At 56.9% G+C, this 17,791-nt stretch carries 16 protein-coding genes; 11 read left to right on the forward strand and 5 right to left on the reverse strand.

What is annotated here, in order from left to right; genetic code table 11:
- Positions 1-18: 18 nt before the first annotated feature.
- Genes ACO05M_RS11320 through ACO05M_RS11330 form a run of 3 tightly spaced genes read right to left on the reverse strand, consistent with a single transcriptional unit; the run spans position 19 to position 4,228 of the window.
- Entirely contained in the window at positions 19-1,608 is a 1,590-nt protein-coding gene (locus ACO05M_RS11320; protein ID WP_421862658.1) for an acyl-CoA ligase (AMP-forming), exosortase A system-associated, read from the reverse strand.
- A 31-nt stretch (positions 1,609-1,639) separates the two neighbouring features.
- Positions 1,640-3,184, reverse strand: coding sequence for an exosortase A (gene xrtA, locus ACO05M_RS11325; protein ID WP_421862661.1), 1,545 nt, complete (start codon positions 3,182-3,184; stop codon positions 1,640-1,642).
- A 9-nt stretch (positions 3,185-3,193) separates the two neighbouring features.
- A complete protein-coding gene (locus ACO05M_RS11330) occupies positions 3,194-4,228 on the reverse strand; it encodes a FemAB family XrtA/PEP-CTERM system-associated protein (RefSeq protein WP_421862664.1) in 1,035 nt (344 codons plus the stop codon).
- A gap of 232 nt (positions 4,229-4,460) precedes the next feature.
- Between ACO05M_RS11330 and ACO05M_RS11335 the strand changes: the two genes are divergently transcribed.
- The 4 genes from ACO05M_RS11335 to ACO05M_RS11350 are packed head-to-tail and all read left to right on the forward strand — an operon-like array spanning position 4,461 to position 8,133.
- A complete protein-coding gene (locus tag ACO05M_RS11335) occupies positions 4,461-6,206 on the forward strand; it encodes an asparagine synthetase B family protein (RefSeq protein ID WP_421862667.1) in 1,746 nt (581 codons plus the stop codon).
- Positions 6,207-6,226: 20 nt separating this feature from the next.
- Entirely contained in the window at positions 6,227-6,475 is a 249-nt protein-coding gene (locus ACO05M_RS11340) for an acyl carrier protein (protein WP_421862670.1), read from the forward strand.
- 1 nt (position 6,476) lies between these two features.
- A complete protein-coding gene (locus tag ACO05M_RS11345; RefSeq protein ID WP_421862673.1) occupies positions 6,477-7,313 on the forward strand; it encodes a hypothetical protein in 837 nt (278 codons plus the stop codon).
- Positions 7,303-8,133, forward strand: a complete 831-nt coding sequence (locus ACO05M_RS11350; RefSeq protein ID WP_421862675.1) for a hydrolase 1, exosortase A system-associated — start codon at positions 7,303-7,305, stop codon at positions 8,131-8,133. The genes ACO05M_RS11345 and ACO05M_RS11350 overlap by 11 nt, the downstream gene beginning before the upstream one ends.
- 36 nt (positions 8,134-8,169) lie before the next feature.
- Here the strand turns inward: ACO05M_RS11350 and ACO05M_RS11355 are convergent, their stop codons facing one another.
- Both ACO05M_RS11355 and ACO05M_RS11360 read right to left on the reverse strand, forming a co-directional pair.
- Positions 8,170-9,123 carry a KpsF/GutQ family sugar-phosphate isomerase gene (locus ACO05M_RS11355; protein ID WP_421862678.1) on the reverse strand — a complete coding sequence of 318 codons (954 nt, stop codon included), beginning with the start codon at positions 9,121-9,123 and terminating at the stop codon, positions 8,170-8,172.
- Positions 9,120-10,241 (reverse strand): DegT/DnrJ/EryC1/StrS family aminotransferase, encoded by a 1,122-nt coding sequence (locus tag ACO05M_RS11360; RefSeq protein ID WP_421862681.1) that lies wholly within the window; start codon positions 10,239-10,241, stop codon positions 9,120-9,122. Before ACO05M_RS11360 ends, ACO05M_RS11355 begins: the two co-directional genes overlap by 4 nt.
- Positions 10,242-10,418: 177 nt before the next feature.
- Between ACO05M_RS11360 and ACO05M_RS11365 the strand changes: the two genes are divergently transcribed.
- From ACO05M_RS11365 to ACO05M_RS11395, 7 genes are read left to right on the forward strand one after another with little or no spacing between them, the layout of a single operon-like run.
- Complete coding sequence (locus tag ACO05M_RS11365; protein ID WP_421862684.1) at positions 10,419-11,060, forward strand: tetratricopeptide repeat protein; 642 nt, start codon at positions 10,419-10,421, stop codon at positions 11,058-11,060.
- A 48-nt stretch (positions 11,061-11,108) separates the two neighbouring features.
- On the forward strand, positions 11,109-12,377 hold the full coding sequence (locus ACO05M_RS11370) for a 3-deoxy-D-manno-octulosonic acid transferase (protein WP_421862686.1): 1,269 nt from the start codon (positions 11,109-11,111) through the stop codon (positions 12,375-12,377).
- Between the two features lie 8 nt (positions 12,378-12,385).
- Positions 12,386-13,327, forward strand: coding sequence for a polysaccharide pyruvyl transferase family protein (locus ACO05M_RS11375; RefSeq protein ID WP_421862689.1), 942 nt, complete (start codon positions 12,386-12,388; stop codon positions 13,325-13,327).
- Positions 13,324-14,307, forward strand: a complete 984-nt coding sequence (locus ACO05M_RS11380; RefSeq protein WP_421862692.1) for a glycosyltransferase — start codon at positions 13,324-13,326, stop codon at positions 14,305-14,307. Before ACO05M_RS11375 ends, ACO05M_RS11380 begins: the two co-directional genes overlap by 4 nt.
- A complete protein-coding gene (locus tag ACO05M_RS11385; protein ID WP_421862694.1) occupies positions 14,307-15,269 on the forward strand; it encodes a polysaccharide deacetylase family protein in 963 nt (320 codons plus the stop codon). The genes ACO05M_RS11380 and ACO05M_RS11385 overlap by 1 nt, the downstream gene beginning before the upstream one ends.
- A gap of 3 nt (positions 15,270-15,272) precedes the next feature.
- On the forward strand, positions 15,273-16,310 hold the full coding sequence (locus ACO05M_RS11390) for a GNAT family N-acetyltransferase (protein WP_421862697.1): 1,038 nt from the start codon (positions 15,273-15,275) through the stop codon (positions 16,308-16,310).
- 4 nt (positions 16,311-16,314) lie between these two features.
- Positions 16,315-17,787 carry a lipopolysaccharide biosynthesis protein gene (locus ACO05M_RS11395; RefSeq protein WP_421862700.1) on the forward strand — a complete coding sequence of 491 codons (1,473 nt, stop codon included), beginning with the start codon at positions 16,315-16,317 and terminating at the stop codon, positions 17,785-17,787.
- Positions 17,788-17,791 lie beyond the last annotated feature (4 nt).

A 17,791-nucleotide genomic window follows, 5' to 3' on the forward strand; every position in this document is an offset into this window, starting at 1 on the left:
TGCCAGGATTGCACGCTGTTATCCATGATTGAATTGCTCGGCATAGCGCTCGGCCAGCTGTTTGCGATCAAATTTGCCATTGGGGTTGCGCGGTAACGGGCCCTCGATCTCGATGATCGCCTGCGGATGCATAAAGTTGGGCAGTTCACTGCGGTAGCGTTTGGTCAGTTCGGCGCAGGGATTGTCCGAATCGGGCTGCGGGCTGAACAACACCAGGATACCCTGGCCCAGGGTCGGATGGGGCAAGCCCAACGCAACGGCATCTTCGACCAGACCGGAGCTATAGGCCACCTCCTCGATTTCGCTGGGGCTGACCCGGTAGCCGGAGGTCTTGATCATCTCATCCTGGCGTCCGACGAAATACAGGTAGCCCTCTTCGTCACGTTTGGCACTGTCGCCGGACCAGACCGCGATATCGTCGAACACCACCCCATCTGGGCCGGGAACCGGCTTGAATCGCTCGGCGGTGCGGGCCGGATCGTTCCAGTACCCCTGGCTGACCAGCGGTCCCCGATGGACCAGCTCGCCGATCTCGTTGGCTTCGCATTCGGTCCCGTCTTCACGCAGAATCATCACCTGGGCATTGGGGATCGCTTTACCGATCGAGCCCGGCTTGCGATCGACATCGGCCGGTGGCAGATAGGTGGAACGGAACGCCTCGGTCAGACCGTACATCAGGAAAGGCTCGGCCTTGCCGAAGGTGGCGCGAAGCTTGTTCAGCAGGGACTGAGGCATATGGCCGCCGGTATTGGCGAAATAGCGTACCGAAGCGGCGGCTTCGTCGGTCCATTTCAGGTTGGCGATCTGATGCCATAACGGCGGTACGGCGGTGATACCGGTTACCCGATGCTTGACCACCTGCTTCATTACGTCATTGGGCAGCAGGTAATCCAGCAGGATGCAGCAGGCGCCGCTGGCGAAGGCGGTGGTGATCTGACTCAGGCCTGCGTCGAAACTCAGCGGCAGCACTGCCAGTATCCGGTCCTGCTCATGATTGCCAATATAGCTGGCGACACTCTGGGCACCAACAACCAGGTTGCGGTGCGATAACACCACCCCTTTGGGTTTGCCGGTGCTGCCCGAGGTATAGAGGATAGCCGCCAGATCGCTGTCGGTACCGAGCGGTAATCGGGGATGTTCCGAGGTCGTATCCAACAGCCCGGTCCAGTTCAGGACGCTGAAGGGAAGCGGCTTCGGTGTGTCGAGCTGGCCATCGTCAACCAGAACCAGCAGACGTAGGTCGTGACAGTGTTGTAACTGGGGTAACAGCTGCTGGGCTCTAGCCCTATTGGTGATCAGTACCCGGGCATTGCAGTCGGACAGTATATGGCCGACCTGAGGCGCCTTGAGCACCGGGTTGACCGGTACAAAGCAACCACCGGCGGCACTGGTCGCGAATATCGACGCGACGGTTTCGACTTGTTTGGGCAGGTAGACGGCAACGCGTTCACCTGGTCGCAAGTCTTGGGCCAGCAGCGCGCCTGCCAGTTGTTCAGTCTGCTGCCATAGCTGTGCGTAGCTCAGTGACTGTTGCTTATGTACCAGTGCCTCTGCATCGGGGCGGAGTCGGGCCTGTTGAGTCAGCAGATGGTGGAACAAGAAATACATACCGGTTTCCGTGGTCGGGCTGTTATCTGGGTTAGCGTTGCTTGAGCAGCTGTTGGTCCAATTGCTCGATAAACTGCTGCATCCGTTGATCGGCGCGAGTCGAGTCTTCGTAGTCGGTGCTGATTAACGTAACCAGGCTCGGGTGAGGGTTGCCGCTCAGTCGATTGAGCCCCTGCAGCAATTTCACCTTCAGCGGGTTGATGGCCGTTTCACCGTTGACGCCGTACCAGTGCCAGGTACGGCGCTGGACTCCCTGCAGATGGCGAAGCTCGGTTTCCACCACCGGGAAGGGCTGGTCGCCGATCTGCAGCTGGCGCAGCTGCTGACTTTGAATGGTCCAGGCCGGTGCGGTTTCAATCCGATTGTTCTGGTTGATCAGCTCCTTACCTTGGGTTTCGTTGCGGTAGCGGGCGATATACAGACCGATGGCATCGAGCTGATCGTTCGGTTCCCCGTTGCGGTAACTCTGTTTTACCACTTCATCGGCACCCTGGTAGCGGGGTGCCCAGGGGCTGCTCAATCCTGCAACCGGCTGCCAGGGCGATTGTGGTAACTGTAACTCGGCCAGAGCCGCTTCTGCTTCGGTGTGCTGCAGCTGGAAACCCGACCAACCGACGCCGAGAAACAGCGTCAGTGTCAGTACGCTGATCAGATAGCGGCTGGAGGGAGCGGGGATGGCCAGGGGTTGACGTATCTGGGCAGGGGCTGCTTCGGGGTCACGCCAGAAACTACCGAGCCAAAACATCAGCGCCATGACCATACCGAAGAACAGCCAGCCGTAGACCAGATGGTCGACCCCGGTGGCGTATTTCATCTCAGACAGGTGGGCGATGATGACGATCAGGTAGGCGCGCACACCGTTGGCCAGGATAGGCACCAGCAGAGAGGCCAGCATGAAAATCAGCCGGGTGCGGACACGGGTGTAGTTGAGGTAGGCGTACAGGGTACCCACCGCCAGAGAAGCTATCAGGTAACGGATTCCGGAACAGGCTTCTGCAACTTCGAATTTGCCGGTCGGAATCTCGATAAACAGACCGTTGATATAGACCGGAATGCCGGTGAGTCGCAGCGCTTTAACGGTGATATCGGCGGTAACCTGCTGCAACATCGGGGTCAGCTCTTCGCCGATCGGCACCATAAACAGCAGATACAGAATAGGAAACAACAGGGCCCAAAACAGATGTAGCCCCAGCAGTGCCGGGATCAGGCAGATGAGAATCCCGACGGCGGCCAGCTGGTGCAGTGCGGCGATGTCGGTGGCCAGCGCCAGCAGCCAAACCAGGCAGCCGATCAGCATCGCCGCCAGGGCCAACCAGGAACTGCCCAGAGGGATGGCGGGCAGCCGGTCTCGCTGACGCCAGACCAGCCAGATGCTGATCAGCGGGATAAACATGCCGTGGGCAAAGGTGTCTGAGCGCCACCAGATGGCCGCCATCGAACTCAGGCTGGGCCAGAATACCCAACCATAAACTGCCAGCGCAGCGAGTAATAACAGCAGCGGCTGCAAACCCGGCGGGTTGGCGGCACGGGGAGTACTGTCCGTGGTTGCCGGCGGTTGCTTCAGGGATTGATTCATACCGCTACTTTAACCCAGATACTTTGACAGTACCGGCCCCAGTAATTGAGAAAGTTTCAGGGGAAGTTTCTGCCAGGCACTGATGAAGTACTTGTATTTAGGGTTGTTGGGGCTGATATCCGGGACCTGATCGGCCTTGACCAGATGGTATTCGTAAACCAGGGGTTCGGGAGTGAAACCCCAGTGACGCTTGTAATTGTAGGGCCCGCTATCGTTCTTACTGCGGCCGAAATCATAGGTTTTAAAGCCCTTGGCCACCGCCCTGCGAATCTGATCCCAGTACATAAAATCCATCGACTTTAACCCTCGAGACTCGGGTAAGCCGCCGCCGTAGTAGGGCAGTACTTCGTCGCGGAAATAGAAACTCATCAGACTCGATCGCGGCTGCTTATCCTGAAAGATGGTAACCACTTCGCAGTCGTCGCCGAACTCCCGCTGCAAGGCTTCAAAAAATTTACGCGAGAATACCGGGGTGCCGAGATTTCTGACGCTGGTGGAGTAGATGTCGAAGAAATTATCGAGTCCCTGCTCCAGTTTGGCTTCATGTTCGTTTTTGATGCTTTGACGAATTACCGCGCGCTGTTTGCGTTTCATCGCCATCAGGTTCGGCTCTTCTTCCGGATCAAGCAGTCGACGGAAAGTGGAGTGTTTGCTTTTGCTCGGCCAACCATCGGTTTGGGGCTGACGGTGACGCAGCTCAAGATAATCGACCCCGAGTTGCTCGGCCAGCGATTGGGCTTTGCTCAACAGGGCCTGACGAGCTTCATCGTTGGCAGCCACCACGCCCCCGTAGACACAAAACGGTGTTGAGACTAAAGAATGACCAAAGAGTAAACTCTTGACTTCAAACAGCGGCAGTACGCCGGTAACCTCGCCATCTTGTTCGGCATAGAGGTAGTGGGGGCGGTGACCAATGCTGTCGGCAATAACCCGCATCCAGCCGGCTCGGTGGAAGAAGGTGGCGTCGTTGTTGGCGATCACGAACTGATCCCAGCGCTCTGAGTCGTTATCGGCCTGATGGGTCAGGGTATGGATGGCAACCAAGATTAATTCCTTTTAGGGCGCTCGAAGAGCCACAAAGCTAGCAGAATTAGCTTCAAACTCAAGCTGTAGAGCCCCCTTAAAGGGCCCGGCCACGATAAAACGTAGTTGATGTAAGGCGGACATTAAGCTATTTAGTCTTCTCTTTCGGCCGGGTTGCAGTTTCATGGTGTTGATTACACCTCGCCGGATGCGCGTTAGTGATCCAGAATTACAGGAAAGGATGGCCAGAGCAGTGAGCAACAACGACCCGCAATCGCTTGCCGAAGTGATCAATCAAGAGCAGGGGACGCAAGCGGTAAAACGGCAGGTTGTGGTGATCGCCGAAACACTGTCGCCAGAGCAGACCTGCATCCGTCCGGAGATCGAAGTCTACTGTTTCGGCCAGCCCCGAAATAGCACCCGCCAGCTGCTCAGTGCGTCACAGCTGGCCGAGCTTTTCCAGCAGGAAGCGCCGCCGTCGATCGTTGGCCACTTCGCCCTGGTGGTCGTCTGGCCACAACAGTCGCGTTGTCTGATTCTGGCAGACCGCTTTGCTACCCAGCGACTCTATTACTCTGCCGAGGGTGCCAGCCTGGTGGTGTCCGACCGACTCGAAGCCGTCAGACAGCAGCGCCCTAACAGCACTATCTCCCAGCAGGCGTTGGTTAACTACCTGTTCTTTCATATGATCCCCAGCCCGGAGACGGTCTACACCGGCATCCATTGCCTGGAGCCGGCGCAGCGGATTGACTGGTTAGCCGGTGAGCTGAGGCGTGATCATCATTGGGCCCCCCGCTTCGATCAGACCGTAGACGTCGATGAGCAACAGCAGGCCAATAACCTGTTGGGAACGATGCGCGAACTGATGCCCGAGTATTCAGGGCGTGAGGCCAGCGGCTGCTTTCTCAGCGGCGGTTTGGACAGCTCCAGCGTGGCAGGTCTGGTATCGGAGCAGCGTCCCCACGCCGATGTGTTCTCGATCGGGTTTCCAATCGAGCAGTACAACGAACTGGAATACGCCCGAACCGCTGTCGACCATTTTGGCCTGACCGGCCACGAGTACGAAATGTCGCCTCAGGATGTGGTGGATGCGCTGCCGCAGGTGATTGCCAGCATGGACCAACCATTCGGCAACAGCTCGGTGATGCCGGCCTATTTCTGTGCCAGGCTGGCAAAATCCAAGGGGGTCGATTGCCTGATCGCCGGCGACGGTGGCGATGAACTCTTTGCCGGTAATGAACGTTACTCCAAACAGCTGCAGCTGGACCGGTTGCGGCAGCGGTTGAAACCGTTGATTGGGCTGATGGATCTGACGATCTTGCGGCCGCCCTGGCCCGAGTCGGTGAAACTGTTCAGCAAGGCGCGCAGCCTGACCCGCCAGCTGAAGATGTCGGTACCGCAAAATCTGGAATACTTTAACTTCCTCAATCTGATCGATCGGGGGGAGATCTTCTCCGATGCGCTGTTGCGGGCCACCGACCAGCGCGAGCCGGATCGGCGATGCCAGCAACTTTATGACCAGCTGGACAAGGGCGATACACTGGATCGAATGCTGTTCATGGACTGGAAACATACCCTGGCCGATAACGACCTGGTCAAGGTCAACAGCATGTGTCGGCTGGCTGGGGTCGACGTGGCCTATCCCATGCTGGACGACCGACTGGTGGACTTTTCACTGCGGGTTCCGGGGCATCAAAAACTGACCCCGTCCAATCTGCGTCATCTCTATAAAATGGCGATGACCGGGTTCCTGCCGGATAAAATCATCAATAAGCCCAAGCACGGTTTCGGGCTGCCGTTCGGGCTCTGGACCGTCGAGCATCAGGGGCTGCGGAACCTGGCCTACGACGCCATTGCCAGTCTGGATCAACTGGCGTTGTTCCGCCCCGGTTTTATCGATGACGTTAAACGCCTGCACCAGCAGGAGCACGCCAAACATTACGGCGAACTGGTTTGGATTCTGATGGTTCTGGCGCTTTGGCTGGACCGAAATCAATAATTGTTTTGTGAGCATACTTTATGGATTTTCAGCAAATTACCCAACAACTGCTGCAAGCGGCCACGGCACGTGATGATGTCGGAGAATGGCAGCCGGATACGCCGCTGTTGGGCCATATCGCCGAATTGGATTCGATGGCGATCGTGACCTTTTTTACCGCCCTGGAAGACGAGCATGGGGTGTTCGTCGATGATGATGAAGTCAGCGCCGAACTTTTCGAAACCCTCGAAACCCTGACCGGTTTTGTCGCCGAGAAGCTTGAGGGCTGAGGTGTCTGACGGTTTCTTTCTTGCCACCGAGCGCGGTCATCTCTATCTGGCCCGCTTCGGTGAACTCCAAGGCCGCCATGTGTGGCTTTATCTGCCTCCCTTTGCCGAAGAGATGAATCTGAGCCGTGCTGTCGTGGCGCGACAGGCGCGCGCTTTGGTGGCTCAGGGCGATGCCGTGGTTTGTTTGGACTACCTGGGTACCGGGGATAGTGAGCTGGAGCTGGATCAGGTTGACCTCAACTGCTGGCTCGACAATATCGACGCGGCGGTCGGTTGGCTGCGACAGCAGGGCGTCCTATCGGTGGGGCTCTGGGGGCTTCGATTCGGCGCGTTGATGGCAACCACCTACCTGGATCGGCAACGACAACAGCAGGCTGACGTGATCGATCGGTTGCTGCTGTGGAAGCCGGTTCTGGATGCCAAGACCCTGCTAGGGCAGTTTTTCCGCCTGCGTCAGGTCGCTGACTCGATCAAAGGGTTACCTAAGGTCAATTGGCTGGAGCGGGTCAAGCAGGGCGAAACGGTCGAAGTGGCTGGATACCCGATCGCTCCGGACTGGCTCAATTCGATCATCGAGATGCGGATGCGTGATCAGGTCGGCAGCCAGATGCCGCAAACGGTCTGGCTTGAAGCAGCATCGGATAAGATCACTCCGGCGGTGGAGAAGGTGGCGCAATTGTGGCCAGCTCAGTGTTTGACGTTGCAGCATTGTCAGGGCTCGGCGTTCTGGCAGAACCCCGATTGTTACGATAGCCCCGAACTTATTCTTGATACGGTGCAGGCCTGGCATTCGGGCGTCGTTCCAGTTCATGCCAAGGAGACAATGGATGTTCAATGAGCGGGCAGTGCGGTTTGAGTCGTCGGGGCGCCAGCTCAGCGGTGTTCTTCATGGGGCTGACTCGGCTTCGATCGGTGTGCTGATCGTGGTGGGTGGTCCCCAGTACCGGGTCGGCAGTCATCGCCAGTTTGTCCACCTTGCCCGGGACCTGGCGGGCAGGGATATTCCGGTTATGCGCTTTGATGTGACCGGGATGGGGGATAGCGAAGGGGACAAAAAAACCTTCGATCAGCTGGATGATGATATCGCCGCCGCGTTGGATTGTTTCTGTGCTGAAGCCGGCCTGGAACGGGTCGTTCTTTGGGGCCTTTGTGACGGTGCCTCGGCGGCGCTGATCTATGGGCCGCAGGATAAGCGCGTCAGCGGTCTGATACTGACGAACCCCTGGCTTGAGAATACCCAGGCCAAAGCCAAGACAGACCTGCTGGACTACTACCTGCGGCGTTTATTCAGCCGGGGTTTCTGGAGCAAACTGCTCAGCGGCAAGGTGAAACTGGCCGACAGCGCCAAAGATTTGGGCGGGACCGTCAAGGCTGCGGTGGAAACCGAACAACCCTCGGTTTGCGGCGAACAGTATCAGCAACGGATGTTGGATGCCTACCAGCGCTTACCGGTGCCGGTATGCTGGATACTAAGCGGTGAAGACCTGACAGCCGGCGAGTTCGAGCGGCAGCTACAAGGTGACAAGCAGTGGCGCAAGGTGGCTCGCCGTCGTGACGATCGGATTGAACGGTTGGCCGAGGCAGATCATACCTTTTCCACCCGCAGCTGGAAGCTGCAGGTAGGGCGACTCAGCGCCGACTTTGTTGGCGGTCTTTGAGTAGCTGCGACGGCGTCTAAGCCATCGCAGCCGGTTCTAGAGATTGCAATCGAACAGTTGCGCGATTCCGCAGATTTTGCCTTGTTTTTCAACGAGCAAGGCGGTGATGTTGTTGTCGTTCATCAGCTCGACCGCCTGCTGTACTTTGGCATCGGCATCGATTCGTTTCGGGTTGGCCGACATGATCTCTTCGGCGCGCAGCTCCAGAAAACGTTGCGGATAGTGCTGCATGGCACGACGAATATCACCATCGGAAATCACCCCTTCGACCTGGCTCGGTCCGCCGACGATCACCAGTCCTACATGACCCTGAGTAATGGCAGAGATGATCTGTTCCATGGTGTCGGTGCGTTGAACCAGAGGAAGCGGTTCCTGGCGTACCACCTGTTCAACCCGGGTCAGTAGCTTTTTACCCAGGCTGCCGCCGGGGTGGAAGCGGGCAAACTGTTCGGGGCGGAAGTCATGGCTATCCATCAGCGCCACGGCCAGCGCATCACCCATGGCGAGAGTCGCCGTGGTGGAACTGGTTGGAGCCAGGTTCAACGGGCAGGCCTCCTCCGTAACCGAGACATCCAGATGCACCGTGGCGTTCTGCGCCAGTGTCGAATCGGGAGCCCCGGTAATGGCGATGATCTGGTTGCCATTGTCCAGCAGGAAGGGCAGTAGTTGGATGACCTCTTCGGTTTCTCCCGAGTAGGAGATCGCGATGAATATATCGGAGGGTGAAACCCGTCCCAGATCACCGTGAATGGCTTCGCCGGGGTGCATGAAAAAACTGGCGGTCCCGGTGCTGGATAAGGTGGCTGAGATCTTCTGACCGATCAGGCCGGATTTCCCCATCCCGCAGACGACAGTCTTGCCTTCGGTCTGGCTGATCAGTTCGACCGCCTGGTCAAAGTCTCCGTCGAGTTTGTCGCTGAGTTGGGCCACAGCACGGCTTTCAAGTTCAAAGACACGCCGGGCGGCGGCAACATAGTGAGAGTTCGTCATGGGCTCACCGTACGAGAAACGGTCTGGATTATCCAGTCCAACTCTTCAGGGGTCAGGCTCTGGTGGCAGGGCAGTTGAATCAACCGCAGCCGGTAATCGGCACTGATCGGGCATTCGGAATCGATTAGTTCTTCCCATCGCCAGATCGGTACGCCGAGCATTTTGAGTGCAGGGAAGTGCTGCTGGGGATCGTCCAACAACAGCGGGAATATATAGGGCACCACCTTGTCGGGCAGTGTCGCGTGCAGGGGCTTTACGCCGGCCAGACCATCGAATGCATCCAGATAGGTTTGGTAGTTGCGTCGGCGCTGATCGACAATGGACTGCATATCGCTGTGGCGGGTCAGGAACCGAGTGCAGGCGGTGGCGTCCTTGCCGATTTGGGTCGGCGTAAACCACTGCATTGAGTCCTGGGTTAGATGACGGGTACTGTCGGTATGGGTTGCTATGCCCGCCGGAACCTCGGCCTGAGGGTGCTCCCCCTGGCGGTTCAGTAGTCGCCCGAGGGCACCGAGGCGGCGATAGCCCGCGGCCAGTTCCAGCGTGTGGAGCAAGCTTTTCAGTTGGGCTGAGAAACTTGGCGCGCTACGCCGGACGCTTTTGAGATCATAATCAGGGTTGTTGCACGCCAGCACGCCGCCTTCGACACCGGGAAAGAATTTGACCGTACTGGTGATGCTGAAATCACCCAGACACCCCAGACCTTCGCTGTGCGCTTGCTGGAAGAATGCGTGGGCGCAGTCTTCTATCAGGCCGATCTGATGCTGGTGGCAAAACTGTTTGAGTGGTGCCAGCTGTTGCGGGAAACCGAAGAAGTGTGGCAGAAGCAAAGCCTTGGTATTGGGCTTGATCAGGCTTTGCAGTTGCTCTGGCTCTATCTCCAGGGATGGCGTCAGGGGGAAAAACCTGGGTGTGGCGCCCAGATAGATAACCGGTTCCACCATCGATCCGCAGTGGTACGCCGGAATCAGGACTTCAGTATCGCGGGTTACGCCGAGATGTTGCAGCGCGTAATACAGTGCCACCCGGCCGCTGGGCAGGAACAGCACGTCGCTATCGAGAAATCGGCTGAAATGTGCCGGCTGCTTGCTGGCCCGTAGTAGTCCTTGGTCGAACATCGGTAGCATCGGTGCTCGAGGTTTAGGATAGTATTGGGCTGATTCTGGGAGCTGAAATATTTGCATCTTGATGTATTGTTAGCCTTCCGGTTGGCAATGGTATGCAGTCGCTGCTTAAATAATACACGGTGTCCAATTTTGGTAGCGGCACCAATCGTTAATGCTGAAGGATATAGGATGTCACTGAGACAGTTGCTGTTTTTTTTACTTGTGGGCCCAGTGACGCAGCTTCAGGCCGGAACGGCTGATCCCAACGATTGTAATGTGACCGACTTCCCCAAGATCGGTTATTACGATTATCGCGATAATTCCCGTCGAGCACTGGAGCGGCGCAAGCTGGTCGAAGGTGCGCATTTTACCCGGGGGGTGCAGCGGGGGCTCTACGGCAATACCGGCAAACTCATTGATGATGTTAATTACGTGTTGCGCCACATCCCCAATCATCCTCAGGCGCTACTGTTGATGTACGAGATTCAGACTCGACCGGGATTCCGCAGGAATAAACAGGGGCGGACCGATTATTACTACGACAGCGTAAGCTGCTATTTCAAGCGGGCAATGTTCATTGCCCCGGACGATCCCGCGGTCTACCTGACCCGGGCTGTTATTGCACACCGCGATAATAATTTCAAAGATGCTGAAGCTGACTATCTGAAAGCGCTGGAATTAAACGAAAAGCATGCCGAGGCTCACTACAACCTCGGATTGTTGTATTTCAGTCAGAAAAAGTACGCTCAATCCCGCCAGCATGCCGATAAAGCTTACGATCTTGGCTATCCCCTGCAGGGTTTAAAACGTAAACTTGCCGCCGTCAAATAAACTGCAGGGCTTGTATCAAACATGGATGGACAACATCAAAGGCCTTCTTTGACGCTACTTGAGCCGGCACGCTGGCATCTGTTTGGCGGCCTGGATCGACTGGCCGATCTGCGAGATCCGCGTGGCGAAACGCTAAAGATCTGGCATCCGCAACAGGGGGCCCCCGAAGGGCCCTATATCTGGGTTTACTGCTCCACCATCGGCGAAGTCAATGCCTGTAAAGCGTTCCTCCAACAGGCCGCCGAACAGGGGCCGTTGGTTCTGCTGACCGATCGACACTGCTATCGGGATAGTTATTGGCGCCACTTTCCCAATGCGGTGGTCGTCGAACTGTCCGGTAGCCCGGCCGATGGTGCCCGACTGGCTCGTGAACTGCCGCCGCAACATTTTATTGTCTGTGAGATTCCGGCGCAGCCGGTCGAGGCTCCCTGTCGATTGTCATACGGGGTGCTGCGGGCGGCCAAGCAGGCTGGTGCGCAGTGCAGCCTGATCAACGCCTGGCTTTACGGTTATCAAGCCTCCTGCCGAATCGATGCGGTCGAGCAACGCCTGCTCGGACAAGCCTTTATCCAAAGCTTTGATGTGATCAGCACCCAGACAGAATCAGTCAGGAAGCGGTTGATCGAGTTGGGCGCCGACCCCGCTTGTGTGCAGGTGTTCGGGAACCTGAAATTTGATGCCTTGGAGGATACTTCCACCCATCTGCTGGATCAGCGTAGTCGGCAGGTCATCGAGCAACTCGAATTTGCCGGTCGGGAGATGGTGGTTGCCGGCTGTCTGACCGGCGATTGGGAGTTTGAGCTGGTACTGGAAGCTTTTGCCAAGGCTTATGCAGAAAATCCGTCACTTTACCTGATTCTGGCCCCACGCCATCCTGAATATGAGGAGCCGATGCGCCATCTATGGCGTTTGCTGGACAACAGTGGACTGAGTTACTGCGTTAAGTCCCGTCTGGATAAGGATGAATCGGCCGAGCCCCATGCGTTGATGCTCTTGGATACGTTTGGCGAGCTGAAGAGTTTTTACAGTCGCTGTAGTGTTGGTTATGTTGGCATCAACCACAATGTGCTGGAACCATTGAGCTTTGGTCGAACCGTGCTGGTGTCTCCGGGCTGGGAAGCAACCTATCCGAGTTATCCGGTCTATTTGACCACCCGTGATCTGGAGTTGATCGTCGAGGTCGCGGATGCCAAGGCGTTGACTCGGGAGATGCTCAAGTCGAATCAGCATCGCCATGCGGATGAGATCAAACAGTTGCTGGCTGAGCAGTGCGGTGCGGCGGCGAAAAACATGCGGGCGGTATTCGGTCGCGAATAGGGATATAGATGAAGCTTTGGTATTTTGAGGATAACGGCGGAAACTTCGGCGATGCATTGAACCCCTGGTTCTGGTCCCAGGTGGCGCCCGAACTGGAACTGTCGTCGCCGGATTCGCTGCTGCTCGGCATCGGTACGCTGATCAATCACCGCGCCCCGTCAGGGATGCCGGTTCGAGTGTTCGGCTCCGGAGCCGGCCTCGGTGAACTGCCGGCAGCGGTGGCTGACTGGGACTTCTACTGTGTCCGTGGCCCCTTAACGGCGGCCCAGCTGGGATTGGACGCCTCCAAGGCCGTTACCGATCCAGCGGCACTCTGTACCCGGCTGTATCAACCGGAGGATCAGCAGAAACGCTATCGCTGTTCTTATATGCCCCACTATATGTCGCAGCAATGGGGTAATTGGCCGGCACTCTGTGCCGCTGCCGGGGTTCACTACATCGACCCTACGGCACCAACCTTCGAGATCATCGATCAGATAGTGCAGTCCGAGATGCTGATCACCGAAGCAATGCACGGAGCGATCGTGGCCGACTGTTATCGGGTACCCTGGCAGGCGGTAGCGAATTCCGGCCAGCTGAATCCCAAGTGGCAGGACTGGATGCAATCTCTGGAATTCAGCTGCGGTCCGGTATTGGAGCTGGAGCAGGTCTATCGGGGTGACGGGGAGCTGGCGCCGGGCCAACGATTCAAAAACAGCTTCAAGCGACTCTGTTTGAGTTTGAGCGGTGATCGTCTTGACTGGACCCCACCACCGCCGAAAAAGTCCTCCGGCATCCACTTCGACACCCAGGTCAAACGGCTGTCCGATGCCGCCCGTATCGGTGCTGTGGGGCTCAGCGACAATAGGGTTCTACAGGCTCGCCTGGATCGTTTGGAAGAGTTGCTACAGCAACTGCGCGCCGATTGTCTTGCCCAGGTTCCCTCTGTCCGGTTGGAGCCCAGCCTATGATCGATCAGCCGTTGGTTTCGGTGGTCATCCCCAGTTACAACAGTCGTCCTTATATCGCGGAAGCTATCGACAGTGTCAGAGTGCAGCAGGTGGAAAGCCTGGAACTGGTTATTGTTGACGATGGCTCTACCGACGGCAGTGTCGATTACATTCGCCAGATAGCCCCTGAAGCCCGGGTGATAAGCCAGGCTAACGCCGGTGCCGCAGCGGCTCGCAATCATGGGGTACGGGAGGCGCGGGGCCGTTATATCGCCTTTCTGGATGCTGATGATGTCTGGGTGCCGGGCAAACTGCAGGCCCAGTTGCAGGTGCTGGAACAGCGACCTGAGATCGATCTGGTTTATGGGCATTTCAAGCCCTGGTATTGCGATGAGCAAGGACAGTACCCGGCGCCGGCCAAGGTCGAAACCACGCCGGATCAGGTGGCTGTAATTGAGGATAGGGTGCTGCCGCTGGCGATCCTGTTCGATTCGGTGGTTTGCATTATCACGGTGCTGGTAAGGGCAGAAGCGCTGAGGGATATCGAGCTGTTCAATCCCGACTATACCGTCGGTGAAGACTACGATCTCTGGATGCGGCTTTCGCTGCTGAATCGATGCGCGATCCTGCCGACAACCCTGGCGCATTATCGCGACAATCCGGTCAGCCTGACCAAAAGCGTACCGAAGCAGAACTTCGAGAAGCTGGTGGTTGAGCAGGCGATGGAACGGATCCGTCAGCGCTCCCCGCGGGCGCTGAAAAAATACCTGGAACCCGCCCTGCAGGCACGGCTGGCCGATCTGGATTACAGCTACGGCCACGGCTGTTTTATGGCGGGACGGCGCGAAGATGCGCGCGATGCGTTTGCCAGCCTGTTGAGTCATCGTCCGACACTGATGGCAAGGTTCTTACACCGGGTTGCCTGCCACTCGGTATTGTTCAAATTCTGCCGCAAGCTGCTGTTGTGGCGACGCCGTTTGCGTGATGGGGCGCCGGGCTGATGAGTGCAGCACAACAACTGTTAGGGATGGGGTATCGGCTGGTTTGCCGTCAGCGACTGGCAATTCTGATTTATCATCAGGTGCTTGATCAGCCGGATCCGATCCGTCCCGATGTGCCGGACCGGGCCGAATTTCAGTGGCAGATGGAACTGATCAAACGGCGTTTTACCCCGCTGGGGCTGGCCGAGGCGGTACAGCGTCTACGTCAGGGCACGCTACCGCCGGGGGCGGTCTGCGTCACCTTCGACGACGGCTATCGGGATAATCTTGAGGTTGCCTTGCCGGTGCTGCAGCAAACCGGGGTGCCGGCTACCGTCTTTGTCTCCACGGCGTTCTGTCAGGGCGAAAACATGTGGAATGATCGGGTCATTGATCTGGTCGATCAGATGCCGTTTGAGACGACCGACTTTGGTTTGGTTGACTGCGGAAGCCTCGCACTCGAGACCATCGAACAGAAGCGCCAGGCCTGTGGGACCTTGTTGGGCAAACTGAAGTACCAGCAACCGGAGCAACGGTTGCAGAAGATTGAAGCTCTGTATCGACACTTCGGGTTGGCGGAAGCCGCACCGAAGATGATGTCAGACAACCAGGTGATAGAACTTGCCGAAGCCGGTATCGAGATCGGTGCTCACACGGTCGATCACCCGATTTTGAAAGTGCTGAGCCCCGAGCAGCAGTTTCAACAGATGGCGGACAGCAAAGCCTATCTGGAGCAGCTTATCGGCCGGCCGGTGACCGGCTTTGCTTACCCCAACGGCAAACCGGGAGTCGATTATGACCAAGTAACCATTGACCAGCTCAGTCGGATAGGTTTCGATTACGCGGTCTCGACGGCTTGGGGCTCGAACGGCCCGAACCAATCACACTATGAACTGAAACGTTTCACGCCCTGGGAGAAAACGCCACAGGGGTTCCAGCGGCGTCTGTGCTGGAATGGACTGCAATCGATGCTGGGACGCTAGCCAATGCCACGATCACAACTTTCGCTCCAATGGCAGCTGTTTCCGGGAGTTGAGTTTACGCAATATCGACACGATTGGGATCAGTTGAACGCGCGGATCTCCGCCAGCGCGTTGCTGAGTAGCCGCTTTATCCAGCCCTGCCTGGACCACTTCAGCGATGAGCAGCTGATGCTGGCCGTTGCCCGTGAGGGTGAGAGAATCGTGGCGATGACGCTGATCGAGCGAGTCGGTTACGCGCGATGGCTGACCTTTCAGCCGTCGCAGGCGCCGGTGGGTTGCTGGTTAAGCGATCTGGATTACGATCTGGACCGGTTATTGGAAAGCCTGGCCAAAGCGCTGCCTGATCCGGCGTTACAGATCAGTATTACCCAGCAGGATCCGCAGATAATGCCTCGACCGGAGCAGAATCCGCGGATGAGCACGCTCGATTACATCACCACCGGGCGGCTGGACATTCCGGATGACTTTGAAGCTTATTGGCAAAATCGCGGTAAGAATGTACGTCAGAACACCAACAAGGCGAAAAACCGACTCGAGCGAGAAGGTGTCGACATACGCCTTGAGATTGCGGCTGATGAACAGTCGGTACGGGATTATGTGGCTGAGTTCGGGGTGCTGGAGAGTGCCGGCTGGAAACGGGAGACCGGAACCGCCGTTCATATCGATAACCAGCAGGGCCGGTTTTATACCCAGTTGCTGCAGTCGTTTATGCCGGAAAACTGCCAGGTATGGCGCTACTACTTTAACGACCAGCTGGTGGCCATCGATCTTTGTCTTTGTGTCGATGGCGTGCTCTATATCCTCAAGACGACCTATGATGAGCAGTGGAAGCGCTATTCCCCGGCATTCATGATGCATCTGGAGGGGGTCAGGGAGCTGTCACAATTGCCTGTTGAACGTATCGAGTTCTATGGACCGGCGATGGATTGGCATAAAAAACTGACCCAGGACCTGCGGACCATGTACCACATAACCTGGTATCGCAGTGCACTGTTGCCCAAGCTGAAACAGTTGCTGCGGCGCTCCAAAGGCAGCGCTTAGGATCATGGCTTCAAGTTTTCGGATCAATCTGGCCTGGTCGCTTTTTTCCCGTTACATCAACATGGTGCTGCAGTTTGCCACCATTATCATTTTGGCCAGACTGCTGACCCCGGAAGAGATCGGGATCTATTCCATCGCGGTGGCCTTTTTCGGTATCGGGCAGATAATTCGTGATTTTGGCATTTCAGAATATATCACCCAGGAGAAGGATCTAAGTTCGGACAAGGTCGCCTCTGCCTTTACCGTCTCGCTGTCGATCTGTTGGACGCTGGCTCTGGTTTTTTACCTGCTTGGACCCGTGATCTCGGACTTTTACGGCCGTCAGGAGCTCAATGAGCTGTTCGGCTGGTTGATCTTGAACTTCCTGCTGATCCCCTTCGGTACCTTGACCCTGTCGCTGCTGAAAAGGGCGCTTCAATTCAAGAAGCTGATGATCATCAACTTCGTCAGCACCCTGGCTTACAGTCTGGTGGCGGTGGCGATGGCCTATCTCGGCTATAGCCACCTGAGCCTGGCCTGGGCCTCGGTATCCGGTACAGCGGCAACGATCCTGATGGCCTGGGTTTATCGCCCCGCCGATCAGCCCTGGCTGCCCAGCGTGGCGGCGATCCGACATGTGGCCAGTTTCGGTTTCAAGATGAGCTACGCCACCATGGCGGGCTACCTGAACAAATCAGCGCCGGAACTGATTATCGGTAAATTCCAAGGGGCCCACGAGGTCGCCATTTTCGGTAAGGCGATGAGTACCACCTTGCTGTTTACCGAACTGGTATTCAATGGCCTCTCGAAGGTGATAGAGCCGGCCTTCGCCCAGAAAAATCGTGAGCAGGGTGACCTTAAAGCGCCGTTTATGCACGCCACGGCGGCGCTGACGGTGATCGCCTGGCCTTTCTTCGCCTTTTTTGTGGTGATGGCCGAACCGATTATTCTGTTCCTTTACGGTGATCAGTGGATCGAATCGATTCCGCTGCTGCGGGTCGTCAGTATTGCCGCGATGATCTACTTCACCTTCAATCTGACGGCCCGGGTGCTGGTCAGTAAGGGTAAGTCTTCACGGCTGGCGGTGATACAGACCCAGTTCCTGATCTTTGCCTTGATCAGTATCTTTATCGCCGTTCAATACGATCTCTATATGGTGGCATTGGCCATCGTGGCAGAGCGGTTTTATCGGGTCTGGGTGCTATCTTCCGATCTGCGCAGGGAGTTAGGGGTGACGCTATCCGATTATGTTCCGGTATTGACCAAGGGGATCGCGATCACCCTGGTGACGCTGGTCGGCCCGGTGCTGGTTGCTTGGATTAACCAAGAGCAGCCGTGGCATGAATTCTGGCAACTGGCCGCGGCTGGCCCGGTTTGGGCCCTGAGTTGGATCGGCGCAGTCTTTCTGTTTTCACACCCGATCAAGCAGGAGCTGATTCTGGTGCTGAACGTAATCAAGGCAAAGTACGGCAATAAAGCCGTACCAAACAACGGATAAGGGA

Origin of the sequence: Motiliproteus sp. (assembly GCF_965230735.1) — a bacterium.
Taxonomy (GTDB): Bacteria; Pseudomonadota; Gammaproteobacteria; order Pseudomonadales; family Balneatricaceae; genus Motiliproteus.

Coding starts and splice junctions, on each gene's coding strand:
- ACO05M_RS11320 (WP_421862658.1), bottom strand. CDS start 1,608: ATGTATTTCTTGTTCCACCATCTGCTGACTCAACAGGCCCGACTCCGC.
- xrtA (WP_421862661.1), bottom strand. CDS start 3,184: ATGAATCAATCCCTGAAGCAACCGCCGGCAACCACGGACAGTACTCCC.
- ACO05M_RS11340 (WP_421862670.1), top strand. CDS start 6,227: ATGGATTTTCAGCAAATTACCCAACAACTGCTGCAAGCGGCCACGGCA.
- ACO05M_RS11350 (WP_421862675.1), top strand. CDS start 7,303: ATGTTCAATGAGCGGGCAGTGCGGTTTGAGTCGTCGGGGCGCCAGCTC.
- ACO05M_RS11355 (WP_421862678.1), bottom strand. CDS start 9,123: ATGACGAACTCTCACTATGTTGCCGCCGCCCGGCGTGTCTTTGAACTT.
- ACO05M_RS11360 (WP_421862681.1), bottom strand. CDS start 10,241: ATGTTCGACCAAGGACTACTACGGGCCAGCAAGCAGCCGGCACATTTC.
- ACO05M_RS11365 (WP_421862684.1), top strand. CDS start 10,419: ATGTCACTGAGACAGTTGCTGTTTTTTTTACTTGTGGGCCCAGTGACG.
- ACO05M_RS11375 (WP_421862689.1), top strand. CDS start 12,386: ATGAAGCTTTGGTATTTTGAGGATAACGGCGGAAACTTCGGCGATGCA.
- ACO05M_RS11380 (WP_421862692.1), top strand. CDS start 13,324: ATGATCGATCAGCCGTTGGTTTCGGTGGTCATCCCCAGTTACAACAGT.
- ACO05M_RS11385 (WP_421862694.1), top strand. CDS start 14,307: ATGAGTGCAGCACAACAACTGTTAGGGATGGGGTATCGGCTGGTTTGC.
- ACO05M_RS11390 (WP_421862697.1), top strand. CDS start 15,273: ATGCCACGATCACAACTTTCGCTCCAATGGCAGCTGTTTCCGGGAGTT.
- ACO05M_RS11395 (WP_421862700.1), top strand. CDS start 16,315: ATGGCTTCAAGTTTTCGGATCAATCTGGCCTGGTCGCTTTTTTCCCGT.